Source organism: Cupriavidus nantongensis (assembly GCF_001598055.1).
GTDB classification, from domain to species: Bacteria; Pseudomonadota; Gammaproteobacteria; order Burkholderiales; family Burkholderiaceae; genus Cupriavidus; species Cupriavidus nantongensis.
This window is the reverse complement of record NZ_CP014844.1, coordinates 4,039,710-4,065,195: the sequence shown is the minus strand read 5'-3', so window position 1 is coordinate 4,065,195 and position 25,486 is coordinate 4,039,710. Positions and strand designations below refer to the sequence as shown.

At 66.3% G+C, this 25,486-nt stretch carries 24 protein-coding genes and 1 tRNA gene; 16 read left to right on the top strand and 9 right to left on the bottom strand.

Going from position 1 to position 25,486, the window contains the following annotated elements; translation table 11 throughout:
• The first annotated feature begins 35 nt into the window (after positions 1-35).
• The 4 genes from A2G96_RS18785 (at position 36) to A2G96_RS33410 (ending at position 4,167) form a co-directional block, all read left to right on the top strand.
• Entirely contained in the window at positions 36-533 is a 498-nt protein-coding gene (locus A2G96_RS18785; RefSeq protein ID WP_062801584.1) for a hypothetical protein, read from the top strand.
• 11 nt (positions 534-544) lie between these two features.
• The gene (locus A2G96_RS18780; RefSeq protein WP_062801583.1) at positions 545-2,935 is read left to right on the top strand and encodes a lytic transglycosylase domain-containing protein; all 2,391 of its coding nucleotides are present in this window, start codon (positions 545-547) and stop codon (positions 2,933-2,935) included.
• A 13-nt stretch (positions 2,936-2,948) separates the two neighbouring features.
• Positions 2,949-3,482 (top strand): hypothetical protein, encoded by a 534-nt coding sequence (locus A2G96_RS18775; RefSeq protein WP_062801582.1) that lies wholly within the window; start codon positions 2,949-2,951, stop codon positions 3,480-3,482.
• Between the two features lie 103 nt (positions 3,483-3,585).
• Positions 3,586-4,167 (top strand): hypothetical protein, encoded by a 582-nt coding sequence (locus A2G96_RS33410; RefSeq protein WP_150124177.1) that lies wholly within the window; start codon positions 3,586-3,588, stop codon positions 4,165-4,167.
• A 192-nt stretch (positions 4,168-4,359) separates the two neighbouring features.
• On the opposite strand, the gene A2G96_RS18770 is transcribed toward A2G96_RS33410, so the two are convergent.
• A tRNA-Leu gene (locus tag A2G96_RS18770) sits at positions 4,360-4,444 on the bottom strand.
• A 164-nt stretch (positions 4,445-4,608) separates the two neighbouring features.
• On the opposite strand from A2G96_RS18770, the gene A2G96_RS18765 reads away from it, so the two are divergent.
• Positions 4,609-5,541 (top strand): alpha/beta hydrolase, encoded by a 933-nt coding sequence (locus tag A2G96_RS18765; RefSeq protein ID WP_062801581.1) that lies wholly within the window; start codon positions 4,609-4,611, stop codon positions 5,539-5,541.
• Positions 5,542-5,562: 21 nt separating this feature from the next.
• Here the strand turns inward: A2G96_RS18765 and A2G96_RS18760 are convergent, their stop codons facing one another.
• The 4 genes from A2G96_RS18760 to A2G96_RS18745 form a co-directional block, all read right to left on the bottom strand.
• The gene (locus A2G96_RS18760; RefSeq protein WP_261340461.1) at positions 5,563-6,513 is read right to left on the bottom strand and encodes an NAD(P)-dependent oxidoreductase; all 951 of its coding nucleotides are present in this window, start codon (positions 6,511-6,513) and stop codon (positions 5,563-5,565) included.
• Positions 6,497-7,660, bottom strand: a complete 1,164-nt coding sequence (locus A2G96_RS18755; protein ID WP_062801579.1) for an ABC transporter substrate-binding protein — start codon at positions 7,658-7,660, stop codon at positions 6,497-6,499. The genes A2G96_RS18760 and A2G96_RS18755 overlap by 17 nt, the downstream gene beginning before the upstream one ends.
• Before the next feature lie 79 nt (positions 7,661-7,739).
• The gene (locus tag A2G96_RS18750; protein WP_062801578.1) at positions 7,740-8,897 is read right to left on the bottom strand and encodes a methyltransferase; all 1,158 of its coding nucleotides are present in this window, start codon (positions 8,895-8,897) and stop codon (positions 7,740-7,742) included.
• Between the two features lie 80 nt (positions 8,898-8,977).
• Positions 8,978-9,919, bottom strand: coding sequence for a CysB family HTH-type transcriptional regulator (locus A2G96_RS18745; RefSeq protein WP_062801577.1), 942 nt, complete (start codon positions 9,917-9,919; stop codon positions 8,978-8,980).
• A 164-nt stretch (positions 9,920-10,083) separates the two neighbouring features.
• Between A2G96_RS18745 and A2G96_RS18740 the strand changes: the two genes are divergently transcribed.
• From A2G96_RS18740 to cobA, 7 genes are read left to right on the top strand one after another with little or no spacing between them, the layout of a single operon-like run.
• On the top strand, positions 10,084-10,857 hold the full coding sequence (locus A2G96_RS18740; protein ID WP_062801576.1) for a sulfite exporter TauE/SafE family protein: 774 nt from the start codon (positions 10,084-10,086) through the stop codon (positions 10,855-10,857).
• 28 nt (positions 10,858-10,885) lie between these two features.
• A complete protein-coding gene (locus tag A2G96_RS18735; RefSeq protein WP_062801575.1) occupies positions 10,886-12,568 on the top strand; it encodes a nitrite/sulfite reductase in 1,683 nt (560 codons plus the stop codon).
• 16 nt (positions 12,569-12,584) lie between these two features.
• Positions 12,585-13,178 (top strand): DUF934 domain-containing protein, encoded by a 594-nt coding sequence (locus A2G96_RS18730; RefSeq protein ID WP_062801574.1) that lies wholly within the window; start codon positions 12,585-12,587, stop codon positions 13,176-13,178.
• Positions 13,175-13,978: a phosphoadenylyl-sulfate reductase gene (locus tag A2G96_RS18725; protein ID WP_062801573.1), complete on the top strand. Its 804-nt coding sequence runs from the start codon at positions 13,175-13,177 to the stop codon at positions 13,976-13,978. The genes A2G96_RS18730 and A2G96_RS18725 overlap by 4 nt, the downstream gene beginning before the upstream one ends.
• A gap of 12 nt (positions 13,979-13,990) precedes the next feature.
• On the top strand, positions 13,991-14,956 hold the full coding sequence (gene cysD / locus A2G96_RS18720; protein ID WP_062801572.1) for a sulfate adenylyltransferase subunit CysD: 966 nt from the start codon (positions 13,991-13,993) through the stop codon (positions 14,954-14,956).
• Between the two features lie 25 nt (positions 14,957-14,981).
• On the top strand, positions 14,982-16,286 hold the full coding sequence (locus A2G96_RS18715) for a sulfate adenylyltransferase subunit 1 (protein WP_062801571.1): 1,305 nt from the start codon (positions 14,982-14,984) through the stop codon (positions 16,284-16,286).
• A 38-nt stretch (positions 16,287-16,324) separates the two neighbouring features.
• The gene (cobA, locus tag A2G96_RS18710; RefSeq protein WP_062802244.1) at positions 16,325-17,116 is read left to right on the top strand and encodes a uroporphyrinogen-III C-methyltransferase; all 792 of its coding nucleotides are present in this window, start codon (positions 16,325-16,327) and stop codon (positions 17,114-17,116) included.
• Between the two features lie 106 nt (positions 17,117-17,222).
• Here cobA and A2G96_RS18705 read toward each other — a convergent pair whose 3' ends face one another.
• The 4 genes from A2G96_RS18705 to lptF all read right to left on the bottom strand — a co-directional run bounded on the left by A2G96_RS18705 (position 17,223) and on the right by lptF (position 21,325).
• Positions 17,223-18,398 (bottom strand): IS481 family transposase, encoded by a 1,176-nt coding sequence (locus tag A2G96_RS18705; RefSeq protein ID WP_062801570.1) that lies wholly within the window; start codon positions 18,396-18,398, stop codon positions 17,223-17,225.
• A gap of 214 nt (positions 18,399-18,612) precedes the next feature.
• Positions 18,613-19,011 carry a sirohydrochlorin chelatase gene (locus tag A2G96_RS18700; protein WP_062801569.1) on the bottom strand — a complete coding sequence of 133 codons (399 nt, stop codon included), beginning with the start codon at positions 19,009-19,011 and terminating at the stop codon, positions 18,613-18,615.
• Positions 19,012-19,019: 8 nt separating this feature from the next.
• Positions 19,020-20,198 carry an LPS export ABC transporter permease LptG gene (gene lptG / locus A2G96_RS18695; RefSeq protein WP_062801568.1) on the bottom strand — a complete coding sequence of 393 codons (1,179 nt, stop codon included), beginning with the start codon at positions 20,196-20,198 and terminating at the stop codon, positions 19,020-19,022.
• A complete protein-coding gene (gene lptF / locus A2G96_RS18690) occupies positions 20,195-21,325 on the bottom strand; it encodes an LPS export ABC transporter permease LptF (RefSeq protein ID WP_062801567.1) in 1,131 nt (376 codons plus the stop codon). Before lptF ends, lptG begins: the two co-directional genes overlap by 4 nt.
• Positions 21,326-21,512: 187 nt before the next feature.
• On the opposite strand from lptF, the gene A2G96_RS18685 reads away from it, so the two are divergent.
• From A2G96_RS18685 to A2G96_RS18670, 4 genes are all read left to right on the top strand, one after another.
• The gene (locus tag A2G96_RS18685; RefSeq protein ID WP_062801566.1) at positions 21,513-23,063 is read left to right on the top strand and encodes a leucyl aminopeptidase; all 1,551 of its coding nucleotides are present in this window, start codon (positions 21,513-21,515) and stop codon (positions 23,061-23,063) included.
• 17 nt (positions 23,064-23,080) lie between these two features.
• On the top strand, positions 23,081-23,515 hold the full coding sequence (locus A2G96_RS18680; protein ID WP_010814936.1) for a DNA polymerase III subunit chi: 435 nt from the start codon (positions 23,081-23,083) through the stop codon (positions 23,513-23,515).
• Positions 23,512-24,024, top strand: a complete 513-nt coding sequence (locus A2G96_RS18675; protein WP_062801565.1) for a hypothetical protein — start codon at positions 23,512-23,514, stop codon at positions 24,022-24,024. Before A2G96_RS18680 ends, A2G96_RS18675 begins: the two co-directional genes overlap by 4 nt.
• Positions 24,025-24,246: 222 nt before the next feature.
• Positions 24,247-25,422, top strand: a complete 1,176-nt coding sequence (locus tag A2G96_RS18670) for an IS481 family transposase (protein WP_062801564.1) — start codon at positions 24,247-24,249, stop codon at positions 25,420-25,422.
• Positions 25,423-25,486: the final 64 nt, after the last annotated feature.

The window sequence follows — 25,486 nt, the reverse complement described above, 5'->3', positions numbered from 1 at the left end:
CATTTCAATCTTCAACTTCACAGGAGCAGGAAAGCATGAACCAAACGACCGATATGTTCACCACCATCAAGATTAAGGGCGAGGATGTGCGGGTCAACATCGAACGCATCCCGGCGCTGGATGGTTACGAAATCCGCGACCAAGCCATAAAGGTCATGATGAACGGCCTGAAGGGCACTGGCGCGGCAGAGGACAGCCAATTGCGCCGCGCTTTCGCTGTACGCGTGCTGTCTTATGTCTCCGTGCAGCATGACGAGGAGACCATCATTCCGCTGAGCTCGGAGAGGGCGATCAACGATCAATTGCCTGGAGCCAATGAACTGGAGCACGTACTCAACGAGGTTCTGCGCCAGAACGAAATCCCGGTTCATGTGCCGCTGGTAGTCGAACAGTACTGGGGTGAAGCGGGCCGGCAGGTCGCGGCTGAAGTGATGGCAGCTATCTCCGCGCTACTTATTAATGGCATGGCTGGCAAATCCGTTGCGGGTTTGCAGGCCGCGCTCGATGAAGCGCAAGACAAGGCCAACGCATAAGGGAGGGCGCCATGGCTGATGAACTCGACAAATTTGTATTGCAGTACACCGTGGAGTTGCGCGACTCCATCACACGGCTGGAGAAGCTCAACGAGCGCGTATCCAAGGCCAACGAGAGTGGCGATGAGCTCTCCAGCACTCTGGGCAAGATCGGCACGAGCCATCCCGCGCTGGGTCGTCTGACGGAGAAGGCCGAAGCTGTGCGCAAGGCGATGAAGGGCGCGGCGGCAGAGGGCTCAGGGATGGCTGGCGCGCTCCGGGCGATTGCTCCAAGTGCCGCTGTGGCCGCTGCTGCAATCGGAACAATCGTGGGCGCGTTGAAGCTGGCGCAGAAGTCCATCCGCGAATATCAGGAGCAAGCTGACCTGGGTCTCAAGACTGGCACGTCCATTCTGGGTGCTGAGAACCTGGCGCGTGGCCTAAGCAAGTCGTCTGGCGGTCTGATTACGCGCGAGGGCACGCAAGACCTTCTGCGCAATCTTGGTGGGCAGGTGGCCGCTGCATATGCCGACCCGTCGCGGCAGGGCGTGGAGAATCTCAAGCTGCGTTCGGCAGGCATCAACGTCACCAACAAGGCCGGCAAGATCACCAGCGCGGACGATGCCCTCATGCAACTGAGCGAAAAGCTCAAGACCATGACGGACGAGGAGGGCGCGGCAAAGCTGGAATTGCTCGGGATCGATGCGCAGTATCTGCAAGGTATCAAGGCCCTTACCGCTGAGACGATGAAGGTAACGGAGATGTCCGATGTTGAAGCGAAGCGCAAGGCCCAGACCATTGATGCCGCGCGACGCTACACCGCTGCCATGGGCACCATCAGCGCTGAACTGGATAGAGCCGGCACGATGCTGGGCGACGAGTTTGCACCGGCTCTTGCGGCTGTGGCCGAATTGACCGCGAAGGCTGCGGACTGGCTGGAAGACATGGTGCGTGGTGGTCTCGACATCATGGACAAGGGCATCAACCGTACGCTTGCCGCTGGCATGGCCTTGAACGACGTCATCCACAACCTGCCTGAACTGCTCAAAGGCGGGCTGGAAGGCGTCAAGAAGGGCTTTGGCGAGGCATTCGACAAGTACGTCAACATCCTCGATGGCTTGGGAAAAGAGGAGAAGGAGCGCCAAGGTGCGGTGGCCCGTCAGCAATACCAGAACTTGGCTCAAGAGAACCTGAACATCAACAACTTTTCCCAGGCCGTCCAGGACTTCTCCCAATCCATTGATGAGCAACAGGCAATTGCCGCATGGGCTGGTGAGGTAGGCCGTGCGGCGGGCCTGAGCACTTCAGGCAACGAATCGAAGCAGCACGGCGCGGCTTCTGAAGGGCGCATCGGGTTCGACCAAGCGAAGCAACAGCGTGACTTGAATGGCGCGGCCCAGTCGTCCGCCGCGCAAGTCCAGCCCGTGACCCAGCCGAAGGGAAAGCCCATCAACAACGACACGTACGATGCCATCATCAAGGACGCAGCGAAGGCCAACGACCTTGATCCGTTGTTGATCAAGAAGGTCATCGCTCAGGAATCAGGCTTTAACCCGAAGGCTGTGAGCAGCGAGGGCGCGCAAGGGCTCATGCAGGTCATGCCGGCCAACCACAAATCGCTGGGCATCACAGATGGCTTCGACCCGCGCCAGAACATCATGGGCGGCGCGAAGCTGCTGGCTCAGTACATTAAGGATGCGAAGGGCGATGTTGATACGGCCCTGAAGATGTACCACGGAGGGTACAAGCGCAGCGGCTGGGGCGTGAACACCAACGCCTATCCGGGCAAGGTGCTGAGCAAGAACGTCTCCATCAGCGGCGTGCAGGCCGCGCAGGCTCCGAATCCTGGCCAATTTGGCTCGCGTTACGACATTGCGACCGACCCGAGCTACAAGCATCCGGTGCAAGTCAGCGGAGAGGGCCGCACGATTGATCGCGGTGGTCGCGGTCAGGCGCCTGTGGGCGAATCGCGCGAGTCGATCCAGCGCATGGAGTTCATGAAGAAGCTGGCCGCACAACTGCACGTGCCGGTGAATCAACTTCTTCAGGGTGATGTGACGAAGGGCGATGTCCAATTCGCTCAAGGCAACCTGATTGCCGGCGCCTTGAACAGCGCGCAGACGCTCTTGAATCAAGCCAAGAACCCGTTGATCAACCCGCTCCAGAGAGCTGAGTTGCAAAAGCAGATGATGGGCACCTACCAGTTCCTGCAAAACGCGCAGAACTACGGGCCGGGTGCCATGGCCGCTGCAAAGGAAGGGAATCGAAGCATCACCATCGGGGAGGGCGCAGTTGTGGTTAACGTGACGGGCGGCTCGAACGGGAGTGTGGACCAGTACAGCCTCGAAAGGACGATCACTAGTGAGTTGCGCACTGCCGTGAAGGACATCGTGAACCAGGCCAACAATGGCCTGAAATACTAAGGAGCAAGGCGCGATGCGTAAGACAGAAGAGTTTGACCTGATCGGCAAGACGTATCGCGCCACCCAACTCGCGGCCTTTGAGGCGTTCAGCGAGAAGGGTGGTGGCGAGAACAAGACGCCTGTAGCTGCGCTGCGGCAGGCCCAGGCCGCTGTGCTAGTGGATGGGCGGTGGATCCAGTTGGACAGCCGCGCGGCGGTCAATGCTCACGTGGCCGATCCGTTGCGGTACTTCAATGCCCACGTCGTGCTGGATGCGCTGTTGCGGAAAATCTATGACATGAACTTCGGCTTCCTGGATGGCCGCAAGGAATTGAGAGTGCCCACGCGATTTCTTTCTGAGGTGCCTGTGCCACAGGCCGAGGGTTTGCCGCCTGTCATCGCAACGCTCATATCAAACGGTCTGGCCACCCTGAAGGAGCTACAGGCGGACTACTCGGCGGAGGATGCCATGATCCAGTTTGATGCCTACTCGGTGGATGCGCTGGCCAAGGCCCTGAACGGCGAGGCTGCGATGAAGAAGGCCCAGGCAGAGGCGCGGCGAAGGTAAAGGCACGGACGGCTTGCTCGCCGCACATGTCGGCCTATAAAAGGTAATCTATAAATCACATACATGCTTGCCGGCATCGCGTTCTAGTCCACAGGAGCCTTAGATGAGCAGTCGTCCTGTTTTAATAGCAGTGATTTTCAGCGCATTCTTCCACACGCCTGCATTTGCCCAGCCGCCAGCCTTTGACCCGTACGGCAGGCCGCTCCAGACACCTGCGCAGGCGTGCGCTGAAGCGAGGGCCATGGGCGGCCCAATCACGCAAAAATGCGCCATCTTGCAATGGGGCGGTGGTTCGCCTGAGTCGTCCACACCGCGTGCGAGCGGCAAAGCCCATGCTGGTGATGACGCGCCAGAGTACTTGCAGCGAAATCCCAGCCTAATGGAAGGAAAGATTGGTCGCTGGGAGTACCTCAGAAAACGCCTCATCGCGGAATACACCAAAGCTGATCGACTTGCCGACTCGATTTACCTTACGGATATTCCCTGTCCAGAAGGCCACCGCGCTGGACGGGGTTTGGAAGAGCCGCAGGTTGCGCGCATGACCTTTGGTCATCAGGCGAAAGACGGTTGCTACAGCGGGTCGCGCGGCACGATCACTGTCCAATGGCTGGACGGAAAGATCGATGCGCTGGATGTCGGCAACCTGAAGTGGTACGAGGCCGGCAAGCATCCGCTGTCGAAATAGAGTCCAGCTTGGTCGGCTTCTGGTGGTGCCGCGCATCAGTCGCGGCATTTGCATTTCTAAACCCAAGGTAAGATCAAGGCTCCGCTGTTGTTGAATCTGCGGAAAAATTGCGGAAAAGCCTGATTGGTCGCGCGGTTGACGGTCAACGACCGTTGGTGGAGTTCCCTTGTGAATCAAGGGTTTATAGCGTATTGGTGCCCGGGGTCGGACTCGAACCGACACGCCTTGCGGCGGGGGATTTTGAGTCCCCTGCGTCTACCTGTTTCACCACCCGGGCAGGTGTGACGGCATCGGAACCGATGCCGGGCTGAGCCGGGGATTATGCCGCAAATCCAGCCACCGGACAACCGGCGCCGGGGCGGTTCGGGGTCGCGCAAATCCGGTAGCATGGCGTCCAGCCTTGCGCCGCCAACCGTACCGATTGTGCCGACCCCGACCGCCATGACCGATCCAGACTTGCTTGCGCGCCTTGCCAGCCTGCCTTCGCAGGACCCCGCCTTCTATGACCGCGAGTACAACAACCGCGCCAATGTGCCGGACAACCCGGCGCATCTGGCGCGCTGGGCGCAGTGGTCCGCGCAGGTGCGCGCGCGCGGCCAGTACCTGGCGGACCTGAGCTATGCCGGGCCGGACTCGCGCCCGGACTTGCGCCACGCTTCCGGAGAGACCCTGGACTACTTTCCCGCGCAGCGCGCCAACGGCGCCTTGCCGCCGCTGCTGGTGTTCGTGCACGGCGGCTATTACCGCGCGCTGGACAAGCACGACCACAGCTTCGTCGCCGGCGCGCTGCCGGCGCTGGGGGTGTCGGTGGCGGTGGTCAACTACACGCTGGTGCCGGCGGCGACGGTGCCGGAGATCGTGCGGCAGGTGCTGCGCAGCGTGGCCTGGCTGTACCGGCAGGCGGACCGTCTCGGCCATGACCCGCAGCGGCTCTACGTGGCGGGGCATTCGGTGGGCGGCCACCTGGTGGCGATGCTGATGGCCGCGCGCTGGCCGCAGTTCGCTGCCGACCTGCCTGCAGCGCTGGTCCGCGGCGGGCTCTCGGTGAGCGGGCTGTACGACCTGGAGCCGCTGCGGCGCGCGGCCTTCCTGCAGTGCGACCTGCAGCTGTCGGAAGCCGATGTCGCGCGGCTGTCGCCCGCGTACATGGCGCCGGCCGACGAAGCGCCGCTGGCGATTGCGGTGGGCGAGCTGGAGGCGGCCGAATACCACCGCCAGCATGCGCTGATCCGCGCGGCGTGGCCGGCCAAGGTGGCGCATCCGGCGGCGAGCGACCTGGTGCTGCCCGACTGCCATCACTTCAATGTGCTGGACAGCCTGGCCAGCGCGGACGGGGCGCTGACGCAGGCGGTGCTGCGGCTCATGGCGCGCTGAGCCGCCGGCGCGCATCGGGCCTCAGCCCTCCAGCACGCGCAGCAGCGACGAGGTATCGTCCTTGCCCCAGCCTTTCTCCATCAGCGTGCGCAGTTGCGCCGAGGTGGCCTGCATCGCCGGCAGCTCCAGGCCGATTTCCTCGGCGATGTCGCGCGCCAGCCCGAAGTCCTTGTCGTGCAGCCGCGCCTCGATGCCGGCGGCAAAGTTGCGCGCCACCATCTTGGGGCCCATCAGGTCGAGCATGCGGCTGCCAGCCATGCCGGTCGCCATGGCCTCGAACACGCGGCCAGTGTCGACGTTCTGCGCCGCGGCAAAACGCATCGCCTCGGCAATGCCTTCGATATTGACCACCTGGGCGATCTGGTTGCACAGCTTGGCGACCTGGCCGGCGCCGTGGTCGCCGATATGGGTGATGGTCTGGCCGAGCCGCTGCAGCAGCGGGCGCACGCGTTCCAGCATCTCGGCCTTGCCGCCGACCATGATGGTCAGCGTGCCGGCCTCGGCGCCCATGGTGCCGCCCGAGACCGGGCAGTCGAGCGCCTCGATGCCGCGCGCGGCCAGCGCCGCGGCGATCTCGCGCGTGACGATGGGCGAGATGGTGCTGTGGTCGATGCAGATGGTGCCGGGCGCGGCCCCGTGGATCACGCCCTGCGCGCCCAGCAGGACCTCGCGCACGTCTTCGGACGAGGTCACGTTGGTGAAGACCACGCTGGCGCCGCGCGCCGCCTCGGCGGGCGTGAAGAACGGTTCGGCCCCCAGCGCGCGCGCGGCCTCGGCCGCTTCCGGGCGGCGCACGAAGGCGCGCACGGTGTGGCCGGCGGCCAGCAGGTGGCGCACCATGTGCGAGCCCATGGCGCCCAGGCCGATAAAGGCGACGGTGACGGGGGTGGGAGTGGTGCTCATGCCATGCTTCCTTTGGTGATGCGTGGTTGCCTTGATGCGTCGATGCGGCGGGCTACTTGTCGCCCGCATAGGCAAACTTGCCGTTGCGGATCACCCCCATCACGCGCGAACGCTGGTCGAAGCCCTGGTGGTCCTTCGGGTTCAGGTTCATCACGCCATTGGGGATGGTGAGATTGGTGGTGGTTTCCAGCGCGTCGCGCAGGGCCGCGCGGAACTCGCGCGTGCCGGGCTGGGCGCCGCTCCTGAGCGCGCGGCGGGCGGCGTCGTCGAGCAGCATCCACGCGCCCCAGGCATCGCCGGCGAACTGTGTCACGCTGTCGGCGCCGTACTTTGCTTCGTAACGATTGACGAAGTCCAGCGCGACCTTGCGCACCGGATGGCTGTCGGGCAGCTGGCGCGCGACCACCACCGGCCCGGTCGGGAACAGCGTGCCCTCGACATCCTTGCCGCCCATGCGCAGGAAGTCCCAGGTCGCAATGCCGTGGGTCTGGTAGACCTTGCCCTTGTAGCCGCGCTCGCCCAGCGTCTTCTGCGGCAGCACCGACGGCGTGCCGGCGCCGGCGATCAGGATCGCGTCCGGGTTGGCCGCCATCAGCTTGAGCACCTGCCCGGTGACCGAGGTGTCGTTGCGCGAGAAGCGCTCGCTGGCCACCACGCGGATCTTGCGCAGTTCGGCCAGCTTCGAGAACTCGCGCCACCAGCTTTCGCCGTAGGCGTCGGCAAAGCCGATAAAGCCGACTGTCCGCACGCCGTGGTTGCTCATGTACTCGGTCAGCACGGTGGCCATGTGCGAGTCGTTCTGCGGCATCTTGAAGGCCCAGCGGCGCTTGGCGTCGGTCTGCGGCTCGACGATGGCGGCCGAGGCGGCCAGCGCCACCATCGGGGTCTCGCCCTCGGCCACGGCGTCGAGCGCGGCGATCGCGGTGGGCGTGATGTTGGGGCCGACGATCACGTCGACCTTCTCCTCGGAGATCAGCTTGCGCACGTTGCGCACCGCGGCGGCCGGATCGGTGCCGTCGTCCAGGATGATGTAGTGCGCCTTCTGGCCGCCCAGCGTCTGCGGCCACATCAGCACGGTGTTCTTCGACGGGATGCCGATCGAGGCGGCCGGCCCGGTGGTGGACACGTCGATGCCGACGCGGATGTCGGCATGGGCGGCGCCGGCCAGGAACATTGCGCCAGCCAGCAGCAGGGGGCGCAGGGGCAGCTTCAGCATGGTCTCCTCCGTTCTTATATGTGACGGGAAAGGATAGCCGAACTCGGCCGGCGGGGCACTGTGCCCCGCGGCAGCGATGTCAGCGCACGCCCAGGCGCCAGAGCGAGGTCACTTCGGCCGAGCGCGCCGCGTGCAGCGGGTCGGCAGCATCGGTCGCGCGCGGGTGGCGCGGGCGGATGTCGGAGCGGCCCAGCACCTTCAGCCCGGCCGCCTCGATCCAGCCCGCCAGTTCGTCGCGCTGGCGCAGGCCAAGGTGCTCGGCCAGGTCGGACAGCAGCAGCCAGCCCTCGCCACCGGGTTCGAGGTGATCGGCCAGCCCTTGCAGGAAGCCGCGCAGCATGGCGCTGTCGGGGTCATAGACGGCGCGCTCGACCGGCGAGCTGGGCCGTGCCGGCACCCACGGCGGGTTGCAAACCACCAGCGGCGCCCGGCCGGCGGGGAACAGGTCGGCCTCGATCACCTCGACCTGTGCGGCGTAGCCGAGCCGGGCGATGTTGTCGCGCGCGCAAGCCAGCGCGCGCGGGTCCTGGTCGGTCGCCACCACGCGCTGCACGCCGCGCCGGGCCAGCACCGCGGCCAGCACGCCGGTGCCGGTGCCGATATCGAAGGCCAGCGTCTTGGCCGGCAGCGGCTCGGCCGCGACCAGGTCGATGTACTCGCCGCGCACCGGCGAGAACACGCCGTACCACGGGTGGATGCGGTCTTCCAGCGCCGGGATCTCGACGCCCTTCCTGCGCCACTCGAACGCGCCGATCATGCCCAGCAGCTCGCGCAGCGAGGCCACGTAGGGCTCGCTGGCCGGGCCGTAGACCTGTTCGCACGCTTCGTGCACATCGGGCGCGCGGCGCAGCGGGATCTGGTGGCCGGCCTCGAACGGCAGCAGCAGCATGCCGAGCGTGCGCGCGCGCTGCGACTGCGCCAGCCGGTGCAGGTGGAAGGCTTCGGTGGGCGACGCGGCCTGGCCCTTGTCCCGGGCCTTGTGCCCAGGGCGGCTCGCCTTCTTGGGCTTGCGCTCGGTGCGGCGGGCCAGCGCGTTCAGCAGCTGGCGCGCGTTCTGGAAATCGCCCCGCCACAGCAGCGCGGTCCCTTCGCAGGCAAGGCGGTAGGCGCTGTCGGCGCTGGTGGTGTCGTCGGCGACGACCACGCGCCGCGGCGGCGGCAGGCCGGCCTCGGAGCGCCAGGCGGCGCTGTGCTCGACGCCGTTTTCGGTCCAGTGGATGCGGGGCAGGTCGCTCACAGGACCTCCGGACAGCAGATTGGGATAGGCAGCATCGTGGATTGGCTTCTTATATAGAGCGGGGCGGCAGCGGTGCCGCCTCAGAGTTCGTAGGCTTCGTGTTCGCCGGACATGGCCTGCTCGACCAGCTTGCGGTTGAGCGTCGGCGAGAACAGTTCGATGAAGGTGTAGACAAAGCTGCGCAGGTAGGCCCCCTGCTTGACTGCCAGGTGGGTCACATTGCTGCCGAACAGGTGCCCGGCGGCAATCCCGCGCAGGTTGCGGTCGCGCTCGGCATCATAGGCGACGCCGGCGACGATGCCCACGCCCAGCCCGATTTCCACGTAGGTCTTGATCACGTCCGCGTCGATGGCCTCGAGCACGATGTCGGGCACCAGGTGGCGCAGCGCGAAGGCCTTGTCGATCTTGGTGCGCCCGGCGAAGTTGGCATCGTAGGTGATCAGCGGGTAGTCCATCAGGTCTTCCAGCGCCAGGTGCTTCTTGTCCAGCAGCGGGTGCTCGGGCGGCGTAATCACCATATGGGTCCACTGGTAGCCCGGCAGCGACACCAGGTTCTTGTCGCTGGAGATGCCTTCGGTGGCGATGCCGATATCGGCCTGGTCATGCAGCAGCATGTCGGCGATCTGGGCCGGGTTGCCCTGCTGGATCGACAGCCGCACCTTGGGATAGCGCTTGGTGAACTCGCTGATCACGCGCGGCAGCGCATAGCGCGCCTGCGTGTGCGTGGTGGCGATGGTGAAGTTGCCCTGGTCCTGTGCCGCATAGTCCATGCCGACGCGTTTCAGGCTTTCCACCTCCTGCAGGATCTTCTCGACCGAGGTGAGGATGCGGCGGCCAGGCTCGGTCAGGCTGCGGATCCGCTTGCCGTGGCGCGTGAAGATATCGACGCCCAGTTCTTCTTCCAGCTCGATGATGGCCTTGGATACGCCGGGCTGTGATGTATAGAGCGCTTTAGCGGCCTCGGTCAGGTTGTAGTTCTGCCGGACGGCTTCCCGCACGAAGCGAAACTGGTGCAAGTTCATATATCTGAGGTCGTATAAACAAACAACTTCTTATTAGTTTGAGGTATGAGGCCAGTTTATTACGATTCTCGAACTTTGTTAATGAACGGCCTGCCCTCGGTGCGCCTTCCCGCCGCGGCCACTTCCCCGGCGAGATCCGCGGGCCACGCCACACCGAGTCCCCCATGTCCCTGGCCTATACCGTTTCCGGTCTGTTCGTAGGCGTCCTCGTCGGCCTGACCGGCGTGGGAGGGGGCTCGCTGATGACGCCGCTGCTGACGCTGCTGTTCGGCTTCTCGCCGGCCACCGCGGTCGGCACCGACCTGGCCTTCGCCGCCATTACCAAGGGTTTCGGCACCATCGCGCATCGCGCCCACGGCCACGTGCAGTGGCAGGTGGTGCGGCGCCTTTGCATCGGCAGCCTGCCGGCGGCGGTGGCCGCCATCCTGGTACTGAAGAGCGCCGGCGAACTCGACGGCCGGTGGCTGCATGCGATCCGCGTAACCATCGGCGTGTCGGTGCTGCTGACGGTGCTGTCGCTGCTGTTCCGCCGCCAGATGCTGGCCTGGCTGGAACGCAACCCGCGCTTCCAGCTGCATGGCCGCAGGCAGGTGGTTGCCACCATCATCGTCGGCGCGGTGATCGGAGTGCTGGTCACGGTCTCGTCGATCGGCGCCGGCGCGGTCGGCGCCACGCTGATCCTGCTGCTGTATCCCCACATGAAGCCGGCCGAAGTGGCCGGCACCGACATTGCCTACGCCGTCCCGCTGACGGCGCTGGCCGGGCTGGGCCACGTATGGCTCGGCACCGTCGACTGGAATTTGCTGCTGGCGCTGCTGGTGGGTTCGATCCCCGGCATCTGGCTGGGCGCGCAACTGTCGCGGGCGCTGCCCGAGCGGCTGGTGCGCGCCGCCCTGGCGACGACGCTGACGCTCGTCGCCATCAAGCTCGTCTCCTGAATTTAACGAATACTGAACGGACCCCGCCATGTATCAGTACGACCAATATGACCAGCGCATCGTCGCCGAGCGCGTCGCCCAGTTCCGTGACCAGGTGCGCCGCCGCCTGTCGGACGAGCTGACCGAGGAAGAATTCCTGCCGCTGCGGCTGCAGAACGGCCTGTACATGCAGCGTCACGCCTACATGCTGCGCGTGGCGATCCCGTACGGCCTGCTGTCGTCGAAGCAGCTGCGCAAGCTGGCCCATATCGCGCGCGAATACGACCGCGGCTACGGTCATTTCTCGACCCGCCAGAACATCCAGTACAACTGGATGGAACTGGAGCGCGTGCCCGACGTGCTGGCCGAGCTGGCCAGCGTCGAGATGCATGCGATCCAGACCTCGGGCAACTGCGTGCGCAACATCACCACCGACCACTTCGCCGGCGTGGCGCCGGACGAGTCGGTGGACCCGCGCGTGCTGGCCGAGCTGCTGCGCCAGTGGAGCACGTTCCAGCCGGAATTCGCCTTCCTGCCGCGCAAGTTCAAGATCGCGATCTCGGCTTCGAAGGACGACCGCGCCGTGGTGCAGATGCACGACATCGGCGTCTACGCCTACAAGAATGCCGACGGCGAAACGCGCCTGCGCATCCTGGCCGGCGGCGGCCTCGGCCGTACCCCGATCCTGGGCACGATCATCAAGGACGACCTGCCGTGGCAGCACATGCTGACCTACATCGAGTCGGCGATCCGCGTGTACAACCGCTATGGCCGCCGCGACAACAAGTACAAGGCCCGCATCAAGATCCTGGTGAAGGCCATCGGCGCCGACAAGTTCGCGCAGGAAGTCGAGGAAGAATGGCAGCACAGCAAGGACGGCCCGGCCACGCTGACGCAGGCCGAGTTCGACCGCGTGGCGCAGTACTTTACGCCGCCGGCGTATGAAAAGCTGGCCGATACCGACGCCTCGTACGAAAAGCACCTGCTCGAGGACAAGGCCTTCGCGCGCTGGGTCAGCCGCAGCGTGCACGGCCACAAGGTGCCCGGCTACGCCGCAGTGACGCTGTCGACCAAGCCGGGCGTGGCTTCGCCCCCGGGAGACGCCACCGATGCGCAGATGGAAGCCGTGGCGGACCTGGCCGACCAGTTCGGCTTCGGCGAGCTGCGCGTCGCGCACGAGCAGAACCTGGTGCTGCCTGACGTGAAGAAGCAGGACCTGTACGCGCTGTGGCAGCTGGCGAAGAAGGCCGGCCTGGCGACGCCCAACATCGGCCTGCTGACCGACATCATCGCCTGCCCCGGCGGCGACTTCTGCTCGCTCGCCAACGCCAAGTCGATCCCGATCGCGCAGGCGATCCAGGACCGCTTCGACGACCTCGACTACGTCTACGACCTGGGCGAGATCTCGCTGAACATCTCAGGCTGCATCAACGCCTGCGGCCATCACCACGTCGGCAATATCGGCGTGCTGGGCGTCGACAAGGACGGGTCCGAGTGGTACCAGGTCACGCTGGGCGGTGCGCAGGGCAACCAGACCGCGCTCGGCAAGGTGATCGGCCCGTCGTTCAGCGCCGAGGAAATGCCCGACGTGGTGAGCCGCATCATCGACACCTTCGTCGCCAACCGCATCGAGGACGAACGCTTTATCGAAACCCTGTCCCGCATTGGCATCGCCCCGTTCAAGGAGCGTGTCTACGCAGACAAGCAGCCGCGCGAGCGCGCCGAAGCCTGAGGACCGGAGACTGAACATGGCAAAGATCATTCAACTGCAACGCCAGGATGCAACCGGCAGTGCCAACGTCACCCCGGTGATCGTCGAAGACAACTGGACCGTGCTGCGTGCCACGGAAGAGCAGCCGCTGACCGAAGAGCGCATCACCGCTGCCGTGCAAAGCCAGGATGCTGTCCTGTTCCCGCTGTCGGTGTGGAAGGCCAATGAAGCGCTGCTGGCCGGCCGCGATGCGGCCCGCACCGGCGTGTGGCTGGCGCCGGAAGACGAGCCGGGCGATGCCGCCGCATACTTCGAGCGGGTCTCGCTGGTGGCGGTCGACTTCCCGGTGTTCCGCGACGGTCGCGGCTTCTCCACCGCCTACCTGCTGCGCACCCGCTACCAGTGGCAAGGGCAGCTGCGCGCGATTGGCGACGTGCTGCGCGACCAGCTCAACTTCATGAAGCGCTGCGGCTTCGATGCCTTCGCGGTGCGTGCGGACAAGAGCATCGACGACGCGATCAAGGGCTTTACCGAGTTCACCGTGACCTACCAGGCGTCGGTCGACGAGCCGCTGCCGCTGTTCCGCCGCGCGCGCGCCGAGGTCGGTGCGCAGCCGAAGGAAACGGCATGAGCACCGTGCTGAGCGAAATCCCCGTGGTCGAGGCCGGCGCGGCATCCGCGCTGCGGCCGCCCGCGCTGTGGGTCGCGCCCGAGTACACCGGCAGCATCGAAGCGCTGGAGCAGAAGGAGCGCGAGCTGGCCGAGCGCCTCGCAGGCATCGCCGGCCGCTTCTTTCGCGCGCGCTTTGCCTCGAGCCTGGCTGCCGAGGACATGGTGCTGACCGACGCGATCCTGCGCGGCAGCGAAGCCGTGCGCGCGGGCATCCGCGTGTTCACGCTGCAGACCGGGCGCCTGCACGCCGAAACCCTGGCGGTGCTGGACAAGGTGCAGGCGCACTACGGCTACACCATCGAGCAGTTCACGCCGGATGCCGAGGCGGTCGAGAACTACCTGAAGAAGCACGGGCTAAACGGCTTCTATGACAGCATCGACGCGCGCAAGTCATGCTGCGGCATCCGCAAGGTCGAGCCGCTCAACCGCGCGCTGTCGCACGCCGACGCCTGGCTGACCGGCCAGCGCCGCGAGCAGGCCGTGACCCGCGCCGAGCTGCCGTTCGAAGAACTGGACGAAGCCCGCGGCATCCCCAAGTTCAACCCGCTGGCGGACTGGAGCGAGGCTGAAGTGTGGGCCTACCTGAAGCGCCACCAGGTGCCGCTCAACGACCTGCACGCCAAGGGCTATCCCAGCATCGGCTGCGAGCCGTGTACGCGCGCGGTACGCGCGGGCGAGGACGTGCGCGCGGGACGTTGGTGGTGGGAGTCCAAGGACTCGAAAGAGTGCGGGCTGCACGAACAGAACATCAAGCATTGAGGCCGGAACAAAATGGGCATCATGAACGACATCGCAGAAGCCACCTCGGGCGTGGCGCACCTGTTGCAGGTACAGAACGACCATCTCGACCGCCTCGAGGCGGAATCGATCTACATCATCCGCGAGGTGGTGGCCGAGTGCCGCAACCCGGCGCTGCTGTTCTCCGGCGGCAAGGATTCGATCGTGATGCTGCACCTGGCGCTGAAGGCGTTCCGCCTGGGCGAGCGCAAGATCGAGCTGCCGTTCCCGCTGGTGCATATCGACACCGGCCACAACTATCCGGAAGTGATCGCGTTCCGCGACCAGCGCGTGGCTGAGCTCGGTGCGCGGCTGGTGGTCGGCCATGTCGAGGACTCGATCAAGCGCGGCACCGTGCGCCTGCGCAAGGATACCGATTCGCGCAACGCGGCGCAGGCCGTGACGCTGCTCGAAACCATCGGCGAGCACCAGTTCGACGCGCTGATGGGCGGCGCCCGCCGCGACGAAGAGAAGGCGCGTGCCAAGGAACGCATCTTCTCGTTCCGCGACGAGTTCGGCCAGTGGGATCCCAAGGCCCAGCGCCCCGAGCTGTGGAGCCTGTACAACGCCCGCATGGCGCCAGGCGAGCAGATGCGCGTGTTCCCGATCTCGAACTGGACCGAGCTCGACGTGTGGCAGTACATCGCCCGCGAAAAGCTGGCGCTGCCGCCGATCTACTACGCGCACCAGCGCGAAGTGGTGCGCAAGAACGGCCTGCTGGTGCCGGTCACGCCGATCACGCCCAAGCAGGACGGCGATGTCAGCGAGGTGCTGTCGGTGCGCTTCCGCACCGTCGGCGACATCAGCTGCACCTGCCCGGTGGCCAGCGTTGCCGATTCGCCCGAAGCGATCATCGCCGAGACCGCGGTGACCGAGATCACCGAGCGCGGCGCCACCCGCATGGACGACCAGACCAGCGAAGCCTCGATGGAGCGCCGCAAGAAGGAAGGCTACTTCTAAGCCGCACGCAGCAAAGGATCCAGACATGACTCACCAAGCAACCCACCAAGGCCTGCTGCGCTTCATCACCGCGGGCTCGGTCGACGACGGCAAGAGCACGCTGATCGGCCGCCTGCTGTACGACAGCAAGGCCGTGCTGTCCGACCAGCTGACTGCGCTGGCCAATGCCAAGAACAAGCGCACCGCCGGCGAGCAGATCGACTTCTCGCTGCTGACCGATGGCCTGGAGGCCGAGCGCGAGCAGGGCATCACCATCGACGTGGCCTACCGCTACTTCTCGACCGCGCGCCGCAAGTTCATCATCGCGGATACGCCCGGCCACGAGCAGTACACCCGCAACATGGTCACCGGCGCCTCGACCGCCGATGCGGCGATCGTGCTGGTCGATGCCACGCGCGTGACCGTCACCGACGGCCGCGCCGAGCTGCTGGCGCAGACCAAGCGCCACTCGGCGATCCTCAAGCTGCTGGAAATCCGGCACGTGATCGTCGCCGTCAACAAGATGGACCTGGTCGACTACAGCGAGCAGACCTTCAACGAGATCCGCGCCGCCTACGCCGAACTGGCCGGGCAGCTGGGCCTGACGGACGTGCGCTACGTACCGGTGTCGGCGCTGCGCGGCGACAACATCGTGCACGAGAGCGAGGCGATGCCGTGGTACCAGGGCGAGCCGCTGCTGCCGCTGCTGGAAGACCTGCCGGTGGAAGAAGCCGCGCCCGAGGACGACGCCGCGCTGCGCTTCCCGGTGCAGCTGGTGATCCGCCAGGACGGTTCGCAGTCGGACGACTTCCGCGGCTACGCCGGCCGCGTCGAAGCGGGCACCGTGCGCGTCGGCCAGAAGCTGCGCGTGCTGCCGGCCAACCGCGAAGCCGTGGTCGCCGAAGTGCTGACGCCCAACGGCGCGGCCGAATCCGCCAACGTCGGCGACACCGTCACCGTGCGCCTGGCCGAGGACGTCGATGTATCACGCGGTGACATGTTCGTTGCCGCCGACGCGGGCACGGCTTCCGCGAAGAAGCTGCAGGCCGACCTGTGCTGGTTCGACGACGAGTCGCTGAACCCGGCGCGCAAGTACGTGCTCAAGCACACCACGGCGAGCGTATTCGCGCGCGTGTCGGCGGTGGACCGCGTGCTGGACGTGCATACGCTGTCGCACGAGACCGGCCGCCACGAGATCCGCCTGAACGATATCGGCTCGGTGCAGATCTCGCTGCAGAAGCCGATCGTGTGCGACGCCTACGGCGATAATCCGGCCACGGGCGCGTTCGTGCTGATCGACGAGGCGACCAACCACACGGTGGCCGCGGGCATGATCCGTGCGTTCTCCTGATCGGTAACGAACAGGATCGAGCGGACAAGGGGTTGCAGATGGGCAAGCAGGCACAGAAGACTTTCGGCAAGGTGTACCTGATCGGGGCAGGCCCCGGTGCGGCAGACCTCATTACGGTGCGTGGTGCACGGCTTTTGGGCGAAGCCCAAGTGGTGCTGCACGACGCGCTGGTGTCGCCGGAGATGCTGGCCTGGTGTCCGCAGGCCGAGCTGGTCGAAGTCGGCAAGCGCTGCGGCCAGCGCTCGACCGCGCAGCTGTTTATCAACCGCCAGATCGTCGACCTCGCCAGCAAGTACGAACGCGTGGTGCGGCTGAAGGGCGGCGACCCGATGCTGTTCGGCCGCGCCGACGAGGAGCTGCAGGCGCTGGAAGCGGCCGGCATCGAGTACGAGGTGGTGCCCGGCATCACCGCCGCGCTGGCCGCCGCTTCGGCCATCGGCAAGCCGCTGACCAAGCGCGGCGTGTCGCGCAGCGTGGCCTTTGCCACGCAGGCCAAGGCCGCGGACGGCGAGGGCTCGGCCGATATCGAAGCCGCGGTCAAGGCCGACACGCTGGTCTACTACATGGGCCGCGACCAGGCCGCATCGATCGCCGCGCAGCTGATCGCGCACGGCAAGCCCGCGTCGACGCCGGCCTGGGTGGTGGAAGCCGCCACCACGCCGCAACAGCGCAGCCGCGAGTTCACGCTCGGCCAGATGGCGGCGGGTGAAGCGGCGGCGTGGATCGATCCGGTGCAGCCCAGCCTGCTGATGATCGGCGCCGCGCTGGCCGCGCGGGCTTCTGAAGTGGCCAAAAGGGCGGCCGACACGATGACTGTCAGGGCGGCCTGACAACGCTGGCACGCTGGCGGTGTGCTCCCCTCTCCCGCGCGCGGGATGTATAGACCGGGGACATGGTGGACGCATGTGCGAGGACATGGTGGACACATTGTAGACGTCAGGGGGTTACGTCCCTAGGTGATGCTTGTGGCCTGCACGCCGCTGCGGCGTGCAGGCTAATTTCGCCGATTTCAAAGCGGCTGAACCATATGGCCAACACGCCGTCGCGCCGGGTCGGGCGTAGCGCGATCCACTGGCCGATGAACGCCTTGCCGATCTTGATGCGCCGGTTGCCAACCATGATCCGTGCGCTGCTGTCGACCTTGTAGACACGGTCGCCGCTCTGGTACTGCACCTCCGGCAGCGCCTCCGGGTAGGCCACGTTGCTCACGCGATAGCGTTGGGCCGGCACCTGCATGTCCAGGGCCTGATGGGGTCGCTCGTGGTTGTACACGTACCGATATCGATCGAAGACCTGCTGCGCCTCGGTGTTGTCCACGAAGCGGCGGTGCTGCAGGACTTCGGCCTTCAGGGTGCGGTGGAACCGCTCGTCCTTGCCCTGTGTTTGTGGGTGATAGGGCCGTGAATGGCTGACCCGGATCCCTAGTTGCATTAACCAGACCGTCAGCCTGGTGTAGCCCAGCCCCTCTTCGTCGCCGCCTCCCCATGGAGGGCCGTTATCCATGGTGATGCGCCGGGGCAGGCCGTAGCGGCGGAAGGCCCCGATCAGCTGCTGCTGCACCGTCTGGCGGCGCTGGTCCGCGCAGGCTGCCAGGCACAGGTTGAAGCGGGAATGGTCGTCGATCAGCGTGAGCGGAAAGCAGACGCCCTGCTCATTGGGCACCTGACCCTTGAAGTCCATCTGCAGCAGCTCGTTGGGTTCGTCGTGCTCGAACCGCCGCCAGGGGGTGGCCTGGGCGCTGGCCTGCGGATCGATCAGACCATGTCGATGCAGGATCGAGGTCACCGTGCTGGGCGCAGGCACCTCGGCGTGGCCCAGGTCGGACAGCCTGCGGCTGATCTTGCGCCCACCCCAGGTCGGGTGTTCGCGGCGCAGCATCAGCACCAGTTCCTCCAGGAAATCAGCGGTGCGCTCGGGGCTGTGGCGCGGGCGCCTGGGCCGGTCGGCCAAGCCCGCGGCGCCTTCCTGCCGATGCCGGGCCAGCCACTTATAAGCGGTTTGCGGACTGATCGAGAACCGTCGGCACAGCTCCCGACGGTTGCATCCCGGCTGGGAAGCCAGGGCAATGAACTCCAGGCGAAGGCTCATGGTGTCTCGGGCGCTCCACGGCATGGTTCGTTCTCCCGGGCAGATATCTGCCCGGGAGTGTCAACCATGTCCTCGCACACCTGTCACCTATGTCCCCGGTCCATACAGTGGGAGAGGGGCCGGGGGAGAGGGCAGGCACTGGCATACCACTGCCGTGTACTTCGTGGGCAATCCTGGCCCTCACCCCAACCCTCTCCCGCACGCGGGAGAGGGAGCACACAATGGGTGTGCCGGAAGGTCAGGTTTCGTCAGGCGAAGCCGCCCTCAACGACGCCACACAATACGCCGCAATCGCCTCCAGCACCGCATCCGACTCGCCTACCGCGGCGGCGCAATGGATGCGCAAGCCGGGATGGGCCTGCCGGCACTGGTCGATCAGCGCCGGCAAATCGCGCCGGATATGCCCGCCCTGCCCGAAGAACACGGGCACCACGGTGACCTCGGTCACGCCTGCTGCGGCCAGTTCGGCCAGCGCATCCGCCAGCAGCGGCGACATCAGCTCCAGGAACGCCAGCCGCACCGCGCAGCCGGGCAGGGCGGCCACCAGCTTCTGCTGCAGCCGCTCGAACGGCTCGCGCCAGCGCGCATCGCGCGCGCCGTGCGCGAACAGGACCAGGGCGCGGTCGCCGGCTGCCATGGCGGTGCTCAGTGCCGGTCGACCCAACGCAGCGCCAGCAGCGCCACCATCAGGTAGAGCGTACCAGGCACCAGCGCCGAGATGATCGGCGGCCAGGTATGCAGCAGGCCGACGTGCGAGAACAGCGTGTTCGACAGGTGGAACGACAGCCCCAGCATGATGCCGCCGAACACCTTGACGCCGACCGCGCCGGCGCGCGCGTGCAGGTAGGCGAACGGCAGCGCCAGCGCCACCATCACGAACAGCGTCAGCGGGTAGATCACCTTCTTCCAGAACGCGATCTCGTAGCGCTGGGTGTCCTGCTTGTTGTCGCGCAGGTGGCGGATATAGCGGAACAGGTCCAGCGTCGACATCCGCTCCGGCGTCACCAGCAGCACCGACAGGATCTGCGGGGTCAGCTCCGAATGCATGGCCACGCGCGGGAACTTGACCTGCTCGGCGCGGAAGTCCGGCGCGAGCGTGTCGCGCGCCGGCGTGCCGGGCGCGGGCTGCGCCCCGTCGGCCTGCGGCGCCAGTTCGACGAAGCGGGTCTCGCTGACGTTCTGCAGCTCCCACGACTGGCCGCCCTGGTAGCGCCCTTCCTTCGCCACGCGGATCACGCGCAGCCGGTACTGCGGATCGAACTCGTACATGGTGATGCCGGTGATGGTCTGGTCCGGCCGCAGTCCCGCCACGTTGACGAAGCGGGTGATCTCGCCCCCGCCGCTGGCATCCTTGTCGCGGTCCTTGACCCAGACCCCGGAGCGGAAGCCCGACGACACCGTCGCGCCAATCGCCTCCAGCTTGATCTTCTGCGCATACTGCTCGGCGCGCGGGCCGATGAACTCGCCGAACAGGAAGGTCACGATCGCCAGCGGCACCGCCAGCTTGAACAGCGAGAACAGCGCCTGGCGCGTGTTCAGGCCGGCGACGCGGAAGATGGTGTACTCGGACTGGCTGGCCAGCTGCGAGAACACATAGATCGCGCTGATCAGCACCGCGATCGGCAGCACCTCGTACACCCGCGTGGGTGCCTGCAGCAGGACGTGGAACAGCGCCACCAGCGAGGTGTACTGGGCGTTGACGTTCTCCAGCTCGTTGAGCATATCGAAGAACACGAACAGCGACAGCACCGCGAACAGGATGAAGGCGAACACGCTATAGACCAGCCGGCCGAAATAGCGTTCGTAGACGCGCAGGATCCTCATGCCCGGCCTCCGGCGGCGGGCGCGGCATCGCGCTTGCGCAGCCCGAACACGGCGCGCCAGCCACCCAGGCTGCGGTTCTGGCGGTAGCGGAACAGCACCAGCGCGCCCAGGAACACCGCCAGGTGGATCGGCCACCAGGCCAGCCAGAACGGGATCGAGCCGTTGCGCACCCAGGACTGCGACAGGTTGACCAGGTTGCTGTAGGTCAGGTAGATCAGCACCGCGAACACCAGCGGCGTGTAGCGGCCCAGGCGCGGGTTAACGTAGGCCAGCGGGATCGCGATCATGACGAAGTTGAAGGCCAGGATCGGCAGCGAGATGCGCCAGATCAGCTCGCCCAGGTTCTCGCGCGTGGGGTTGCGGATCAGCTCGATGGTGTCGCGGCTCTTGGGCGGCAGCTTGGCCTCGGACTCGGGCGGCTTGTTGTCCACCTTGACCGCGTAGCGCTCGAACTCGACGATGCGGTAGTCGATCTGGCCGGGCGTGCCGGAATAGCGGCGGCCATTCTCCATCACCACCAGGCGGTCGCCGTTGGGCATGGTCTCGAACTGGCCCTGGTGCGCCAGCGCCACGCCGATCTTGTCGGCTTCGGCATTGGCGACGAAGACATTGCGCGCATGCTTCATGTCGGCGTCGATGCCCTCGATAAACAGCACGTAGTTGGCCTTGGCCGGCTCGATGAAGCGGCCGGCGGCGATCATCGACATCACCCCGCGCTGCTCGAAGCGGTCGCGGAACAGCGCGCTCTGCTGGTTGGCCCACGGCCACGCGAACAGGCCCAGCAGCAGCGCCAGCACGATGAAGGGCGCGGCGAACTGCAGCACCGGCTTGACCAGGTCGCGCAGCGAGATGCCGGCCGAGAACCACACCACCATTTCCGAATCCTTGTACCAGCGCGTCAGCACGATCAGGGTGGAAATGAACAGCGTCGCCGACAGCAGGATCGACAGGTAGCCGATGGTGGCCAGGCCGATCAGCATCAGCACGTCGTTGGGGCTGGCCTTGCCGTTGGCGGCCATCCCCAGGATGCGGATCACGAGCGAGGTGAGCATGAAGGTCAGCATCACCAGGAACACCGCCCCGGCGGTGTAGGCAAGCTCGCGTCGCAGGGCTTGTTGAAGGATCATGCGGGTTCGGTTCCGGGCTGCCGGCCGGAGCGGGCGATGTGCCGTGCGAGGTGCCTGGCAGAACGGCTGGCTGACGGCACAGCGTGCTGTCAACGTGACCGGGGCGTATCAGCGGCGGCAGGTCGCGGGGTAAAAATCGCGGATAATGGAGGCTTTCGTGTCTAACGAGCCCCTGGAAGGAAGCGCGATGGAATTTAGCACAAAAGCCCTGGATTGGAGCAAAGCCGGCCAAAATGGTTTCCTGGCGACCAAGACCGACTGCCTGGTGGTCGGCCTGTTCGAAGGCCAGAACCTCGGCGGCGTCGCCAAGGCCCTCGATGTGGCCACCAAGGGCTTGGTGGGACGGCTGGTCAAGCAGGGCGACTTCGAAGGCAAGCGCGGCACCCAGCTGATGCTGCATGAAGTCGCCGGCGTGGGCGCCGCGCGCGTGCTGCTGGTGGGCCTGGGCAAGGAAGCCGATTTCACCGACAAGGCCTTCGCCGACGCGGTGCGCACCGCGGTGCGTGCCTTGTCGTCCACGCGCGCGGCCTCGGCGCTGTGGTGCCTGGCGCAACAGGCGCCGCAGCAGCGCGACGTATCGTGGACCGTGATCACCACCATCACGCTGGTGCGCGAAGCCGGCTACCGCCTGCTCGAGCGCCATCCCGGACTGAAACGCGCCAACGCCCAGAATGCCGCCAGCGGCAAGCCCAACGGCAACGACAAGTCTTCGCTGCGCAAGGTCGTGATCGCGGTCGACAGCGGCGATGCCCGCGCCGCGACCCAGGCCGCGGTGCGCGGCACCGCCATTGCCAACGGCATGGAGCTGACGCGCGACCTCGGCAACCTGCCGTCCAATATCTGCACCCCGACCTACCTGGCCAATACCGCGCGCAGCATCGCCAAGCGCCACAAGCTCAAGGCCGAGATCCTCGGGCGCAAGCAGATCGAGGCGCTCAACATGGGCGCGTTCCTGGCCGTGACCAAGGGCAGCGAGGAGCCGCCCCAGTTCATCGTGCTGCGCTACGACGGCGCCGGCGCCAAGCAGGCGCCGGTGGTGCTGGTGGGCAAGGGCATCACCTTCGATACCGGCGGCATCTCGCTCAAGCCGGGCGAGGGCATGGACGAGATGAAGTACGACATGTGCGGCGCCGCCTCGGTGCTGGGCACGATCCAGGCCGTGGCCGAGATGGGCCTGAAGCTCAACGTGGTGGCGGTGGTGCCCACCTGCGAGAACATGCCCAGCGGCATCGCCACCAAGCCCGGCGACGTGGTCACCAGCATGTCGGGCCAGACCATCGAAATCCTCAACACCGACGCCGAGGGCCGCCTGATCCTGTGCGACGCGCTGACCTATGTCGAGCGCTTCAAGCCGGCCGCGGTGATCGACGTGGCCACGCTGACCGGCGCCTGCATCATCGCGCTCGGCCATGTCAACAGCGGCCTGTACGCGCGCTCCGACGCGCTCGCCGACGCGCTGCTGCAGGCGGGCCGCCGCGCCATGGATACCGCCTGGCGCATGCCGCTGGACGACGAATACCAGGACCAGCTCAAGTCCAACTTTGCCGACATGGGCAATATCGGCGGCCGCCCGGCCGGCAGCGTCACCGCGGCCTGCTTCCTGGCGCGCTTTACCGAGAAGTACGACTGGGCCCACCTGGACATCGCCGGCACCGCGTGGAAGAGCGGCGCGGCCAAGGGCGCCACCGGCCGTCCGGTGCCGCTGCTGACGCAGTTCCTGATGGACCGCGCGGCCTGAGCGCGGCGCAACCGTCCATGACGCGCATCGACTTCCACAGCAACGTGCCGGACGTGCTCGGCTATGTCTGCCGGCTGGTCCGCAAGGCCTACGGCGCCGGGCAGAAGGTGGTGATCCACGGCGCGCCGGCGCAGCTGGCGGACCTGGACGCGCGCCTGTGGACCTTCTCCGCGCTCGACTTCCTGCCGCACTGCGGGCTGGAAAGCCCGAACGCGGCGGTGACCCCGATCCTGCTGGCCGCTACCACCGAGGGCGTGCCGCACCACCAGCTGCTGATCAACCTGGCTGACCAGGCGCCGGCGCAGTTTGCCAGCTTCGAGCGGCTGATCGAAGTGGTCGGCGCCGGCGACGCCGCGCGCGAGGCCGGCCGCCAGCGCTACCGCTTCTACCGCGAACGCGGCTATCCGCTGACGCACCACGACATCGGCCAGCCCAAGGGAGACGCCGCATGAGCGAACGCACCACCTCGCGGGTGATCCCGCGGCCGGAACCGCACGACAGCATCCCGCTGCTGACCGAAGTCGTGGAACTGCCCGATGCCGACACCGCGGCGCCGGCGCAGGCGGGCGCCGCGGCGGACGACGGCGTGATCGACACCTTTGGCATGGACGATGCCGGCATGGTGATGCAGGTGGGCGACACCGGCGACGCCGCGCTGGACGACGCGATCGTGCCGGCCCAGCCCGCGGTGCAGACGGACGCCGCCACCGATGCCGACACCAACGCCGGCGACGACGACCTGCGCGCGGTGCGCACCGAGCTGCTGAGCCGCGTGATGATGCGCTTTCGCACCGAATGGCCGCAGGTGGTCGCGGCCCACACCGAAGCCACGCTGCAGTCCCGGCTGGCACCGCTGACGGCGCAGCTGGCCAGCGAGCTGACGCAGTCGCTGGAAGCGCGGCTGGTGGAGTGGCTGGATGCGACGCTGGAGGAGATGGAGAAGGCGCCGGGTGGGAATTGAGGCCTGAGCCACGCTCAGGGTTTTCTCCCCTCTCCCTCTGGGAGAGGGGCGGGGGAGAGGGCAGGAGCTTCCACGAAGTGAATGCCGTCGTTCTTGCGTGCGCCGGCCCTCTCCCCCGACCCCTCTCCCGCAAGCGGGCTGTATGGACCGGGGACATAGGTGACAGGTGTGCGAGGACATGGTTGACACTCCCGGGCAGATATCTGCCCGGGAGAACGAACCATGCCGTGGAGCGCCCGAGACACCATGAGCCTTCGCCTGGAGTTCATTGCCCTGGCTTCCCAGCCGGGATGCAACCGTCGGGAGCTGTGCCGACGGTTCTCGATCAGTCCGCAAACCGCTTATAAGTGGCTGGCCCGGCATCGGCAGGAAGGCGCCGCGGGCTTGGCCGACCGGCCCAGGCGGCCGCACCACAGCCCCGAGCGCACCGCTGATTTCCTGGAGGAACTGGTGCTGATGCTGCGCCGCGAACACCCGACCTGGGGTGGGCGCAAGATCAGCCGCAGGCTGTCCGACCTGGGCCACGCCGAGGTGCCTGCGCCCAGCACGGTGACCTCGATCCTGCATCGACATGGTCTGATCGATCCGCAGGCCAGCGCCCAGGCCACCCCCTGGCGGCGGTTCGAGCACGACGAACCCAACGAGCTGCTGCAGATGGACTTCAAGGGTCAGGTGCCCAATGAGCAGGGCGTCTGCTTTCCGCTCACGCTGATCGACGACCATTCCCGCTTCAACCTGTGCCTGGCAGCCTGCGCGGACCAGCGCCGCCAGACGGTGCAGCAGCAGCTGATCGGGGCCTTCCGCCGCTACGGCCTGCCCCGGCGCATCACCATGGATAACGGCCCTCCATGGGGAGGCGGCGACGAAGAGGGGCTGGGCTACACCAGGCTGACGGTCTGGTTAATGCAACTAGGGATCCGGGTCAGCCATTCACGGCCCTATCACCCACAAACACAGGGCAAGGACGAGCGGTTCCACCGCACCCTGAAGGCCGAAGTCCTGCAGCACCGCCGCTTCGTGGACAACACCGAGGCGCAGCAGGTCTTCGATCGATATCGGTACGTGTACAACCACGAGCGACCCCATCAGGCCCTGGGAATGCAGGTGCCGGCCCAACGCTATCGCGTGAGCAACGTGGCCTACCCGGAGGCGCTGCCGGAGGTGCAGTACCAGAGCGGCGACCGTGTCTACAAGGTCGACAGCAGCGCACGGATCATGGTTGGCAACCGGCGCATCAAGATCGGCAAGGCGTTCATCGGCCAGTGGATCGCGCTACGCCCGACCCGGCGCGACGGCGTGTTGGCCATATGGTTCAGCCGCTTTGAAATCGGCGAAATTAGCCTGCACGCCGCAGCGGCGTGCAGGCCACAAGCATCACCTAGGGACGTAACCCCTTGACGTCTACAATGTGTCCACCATGTCCTCGCACATGCGTCCACCATGTCCCCGGTCTATACAGCGG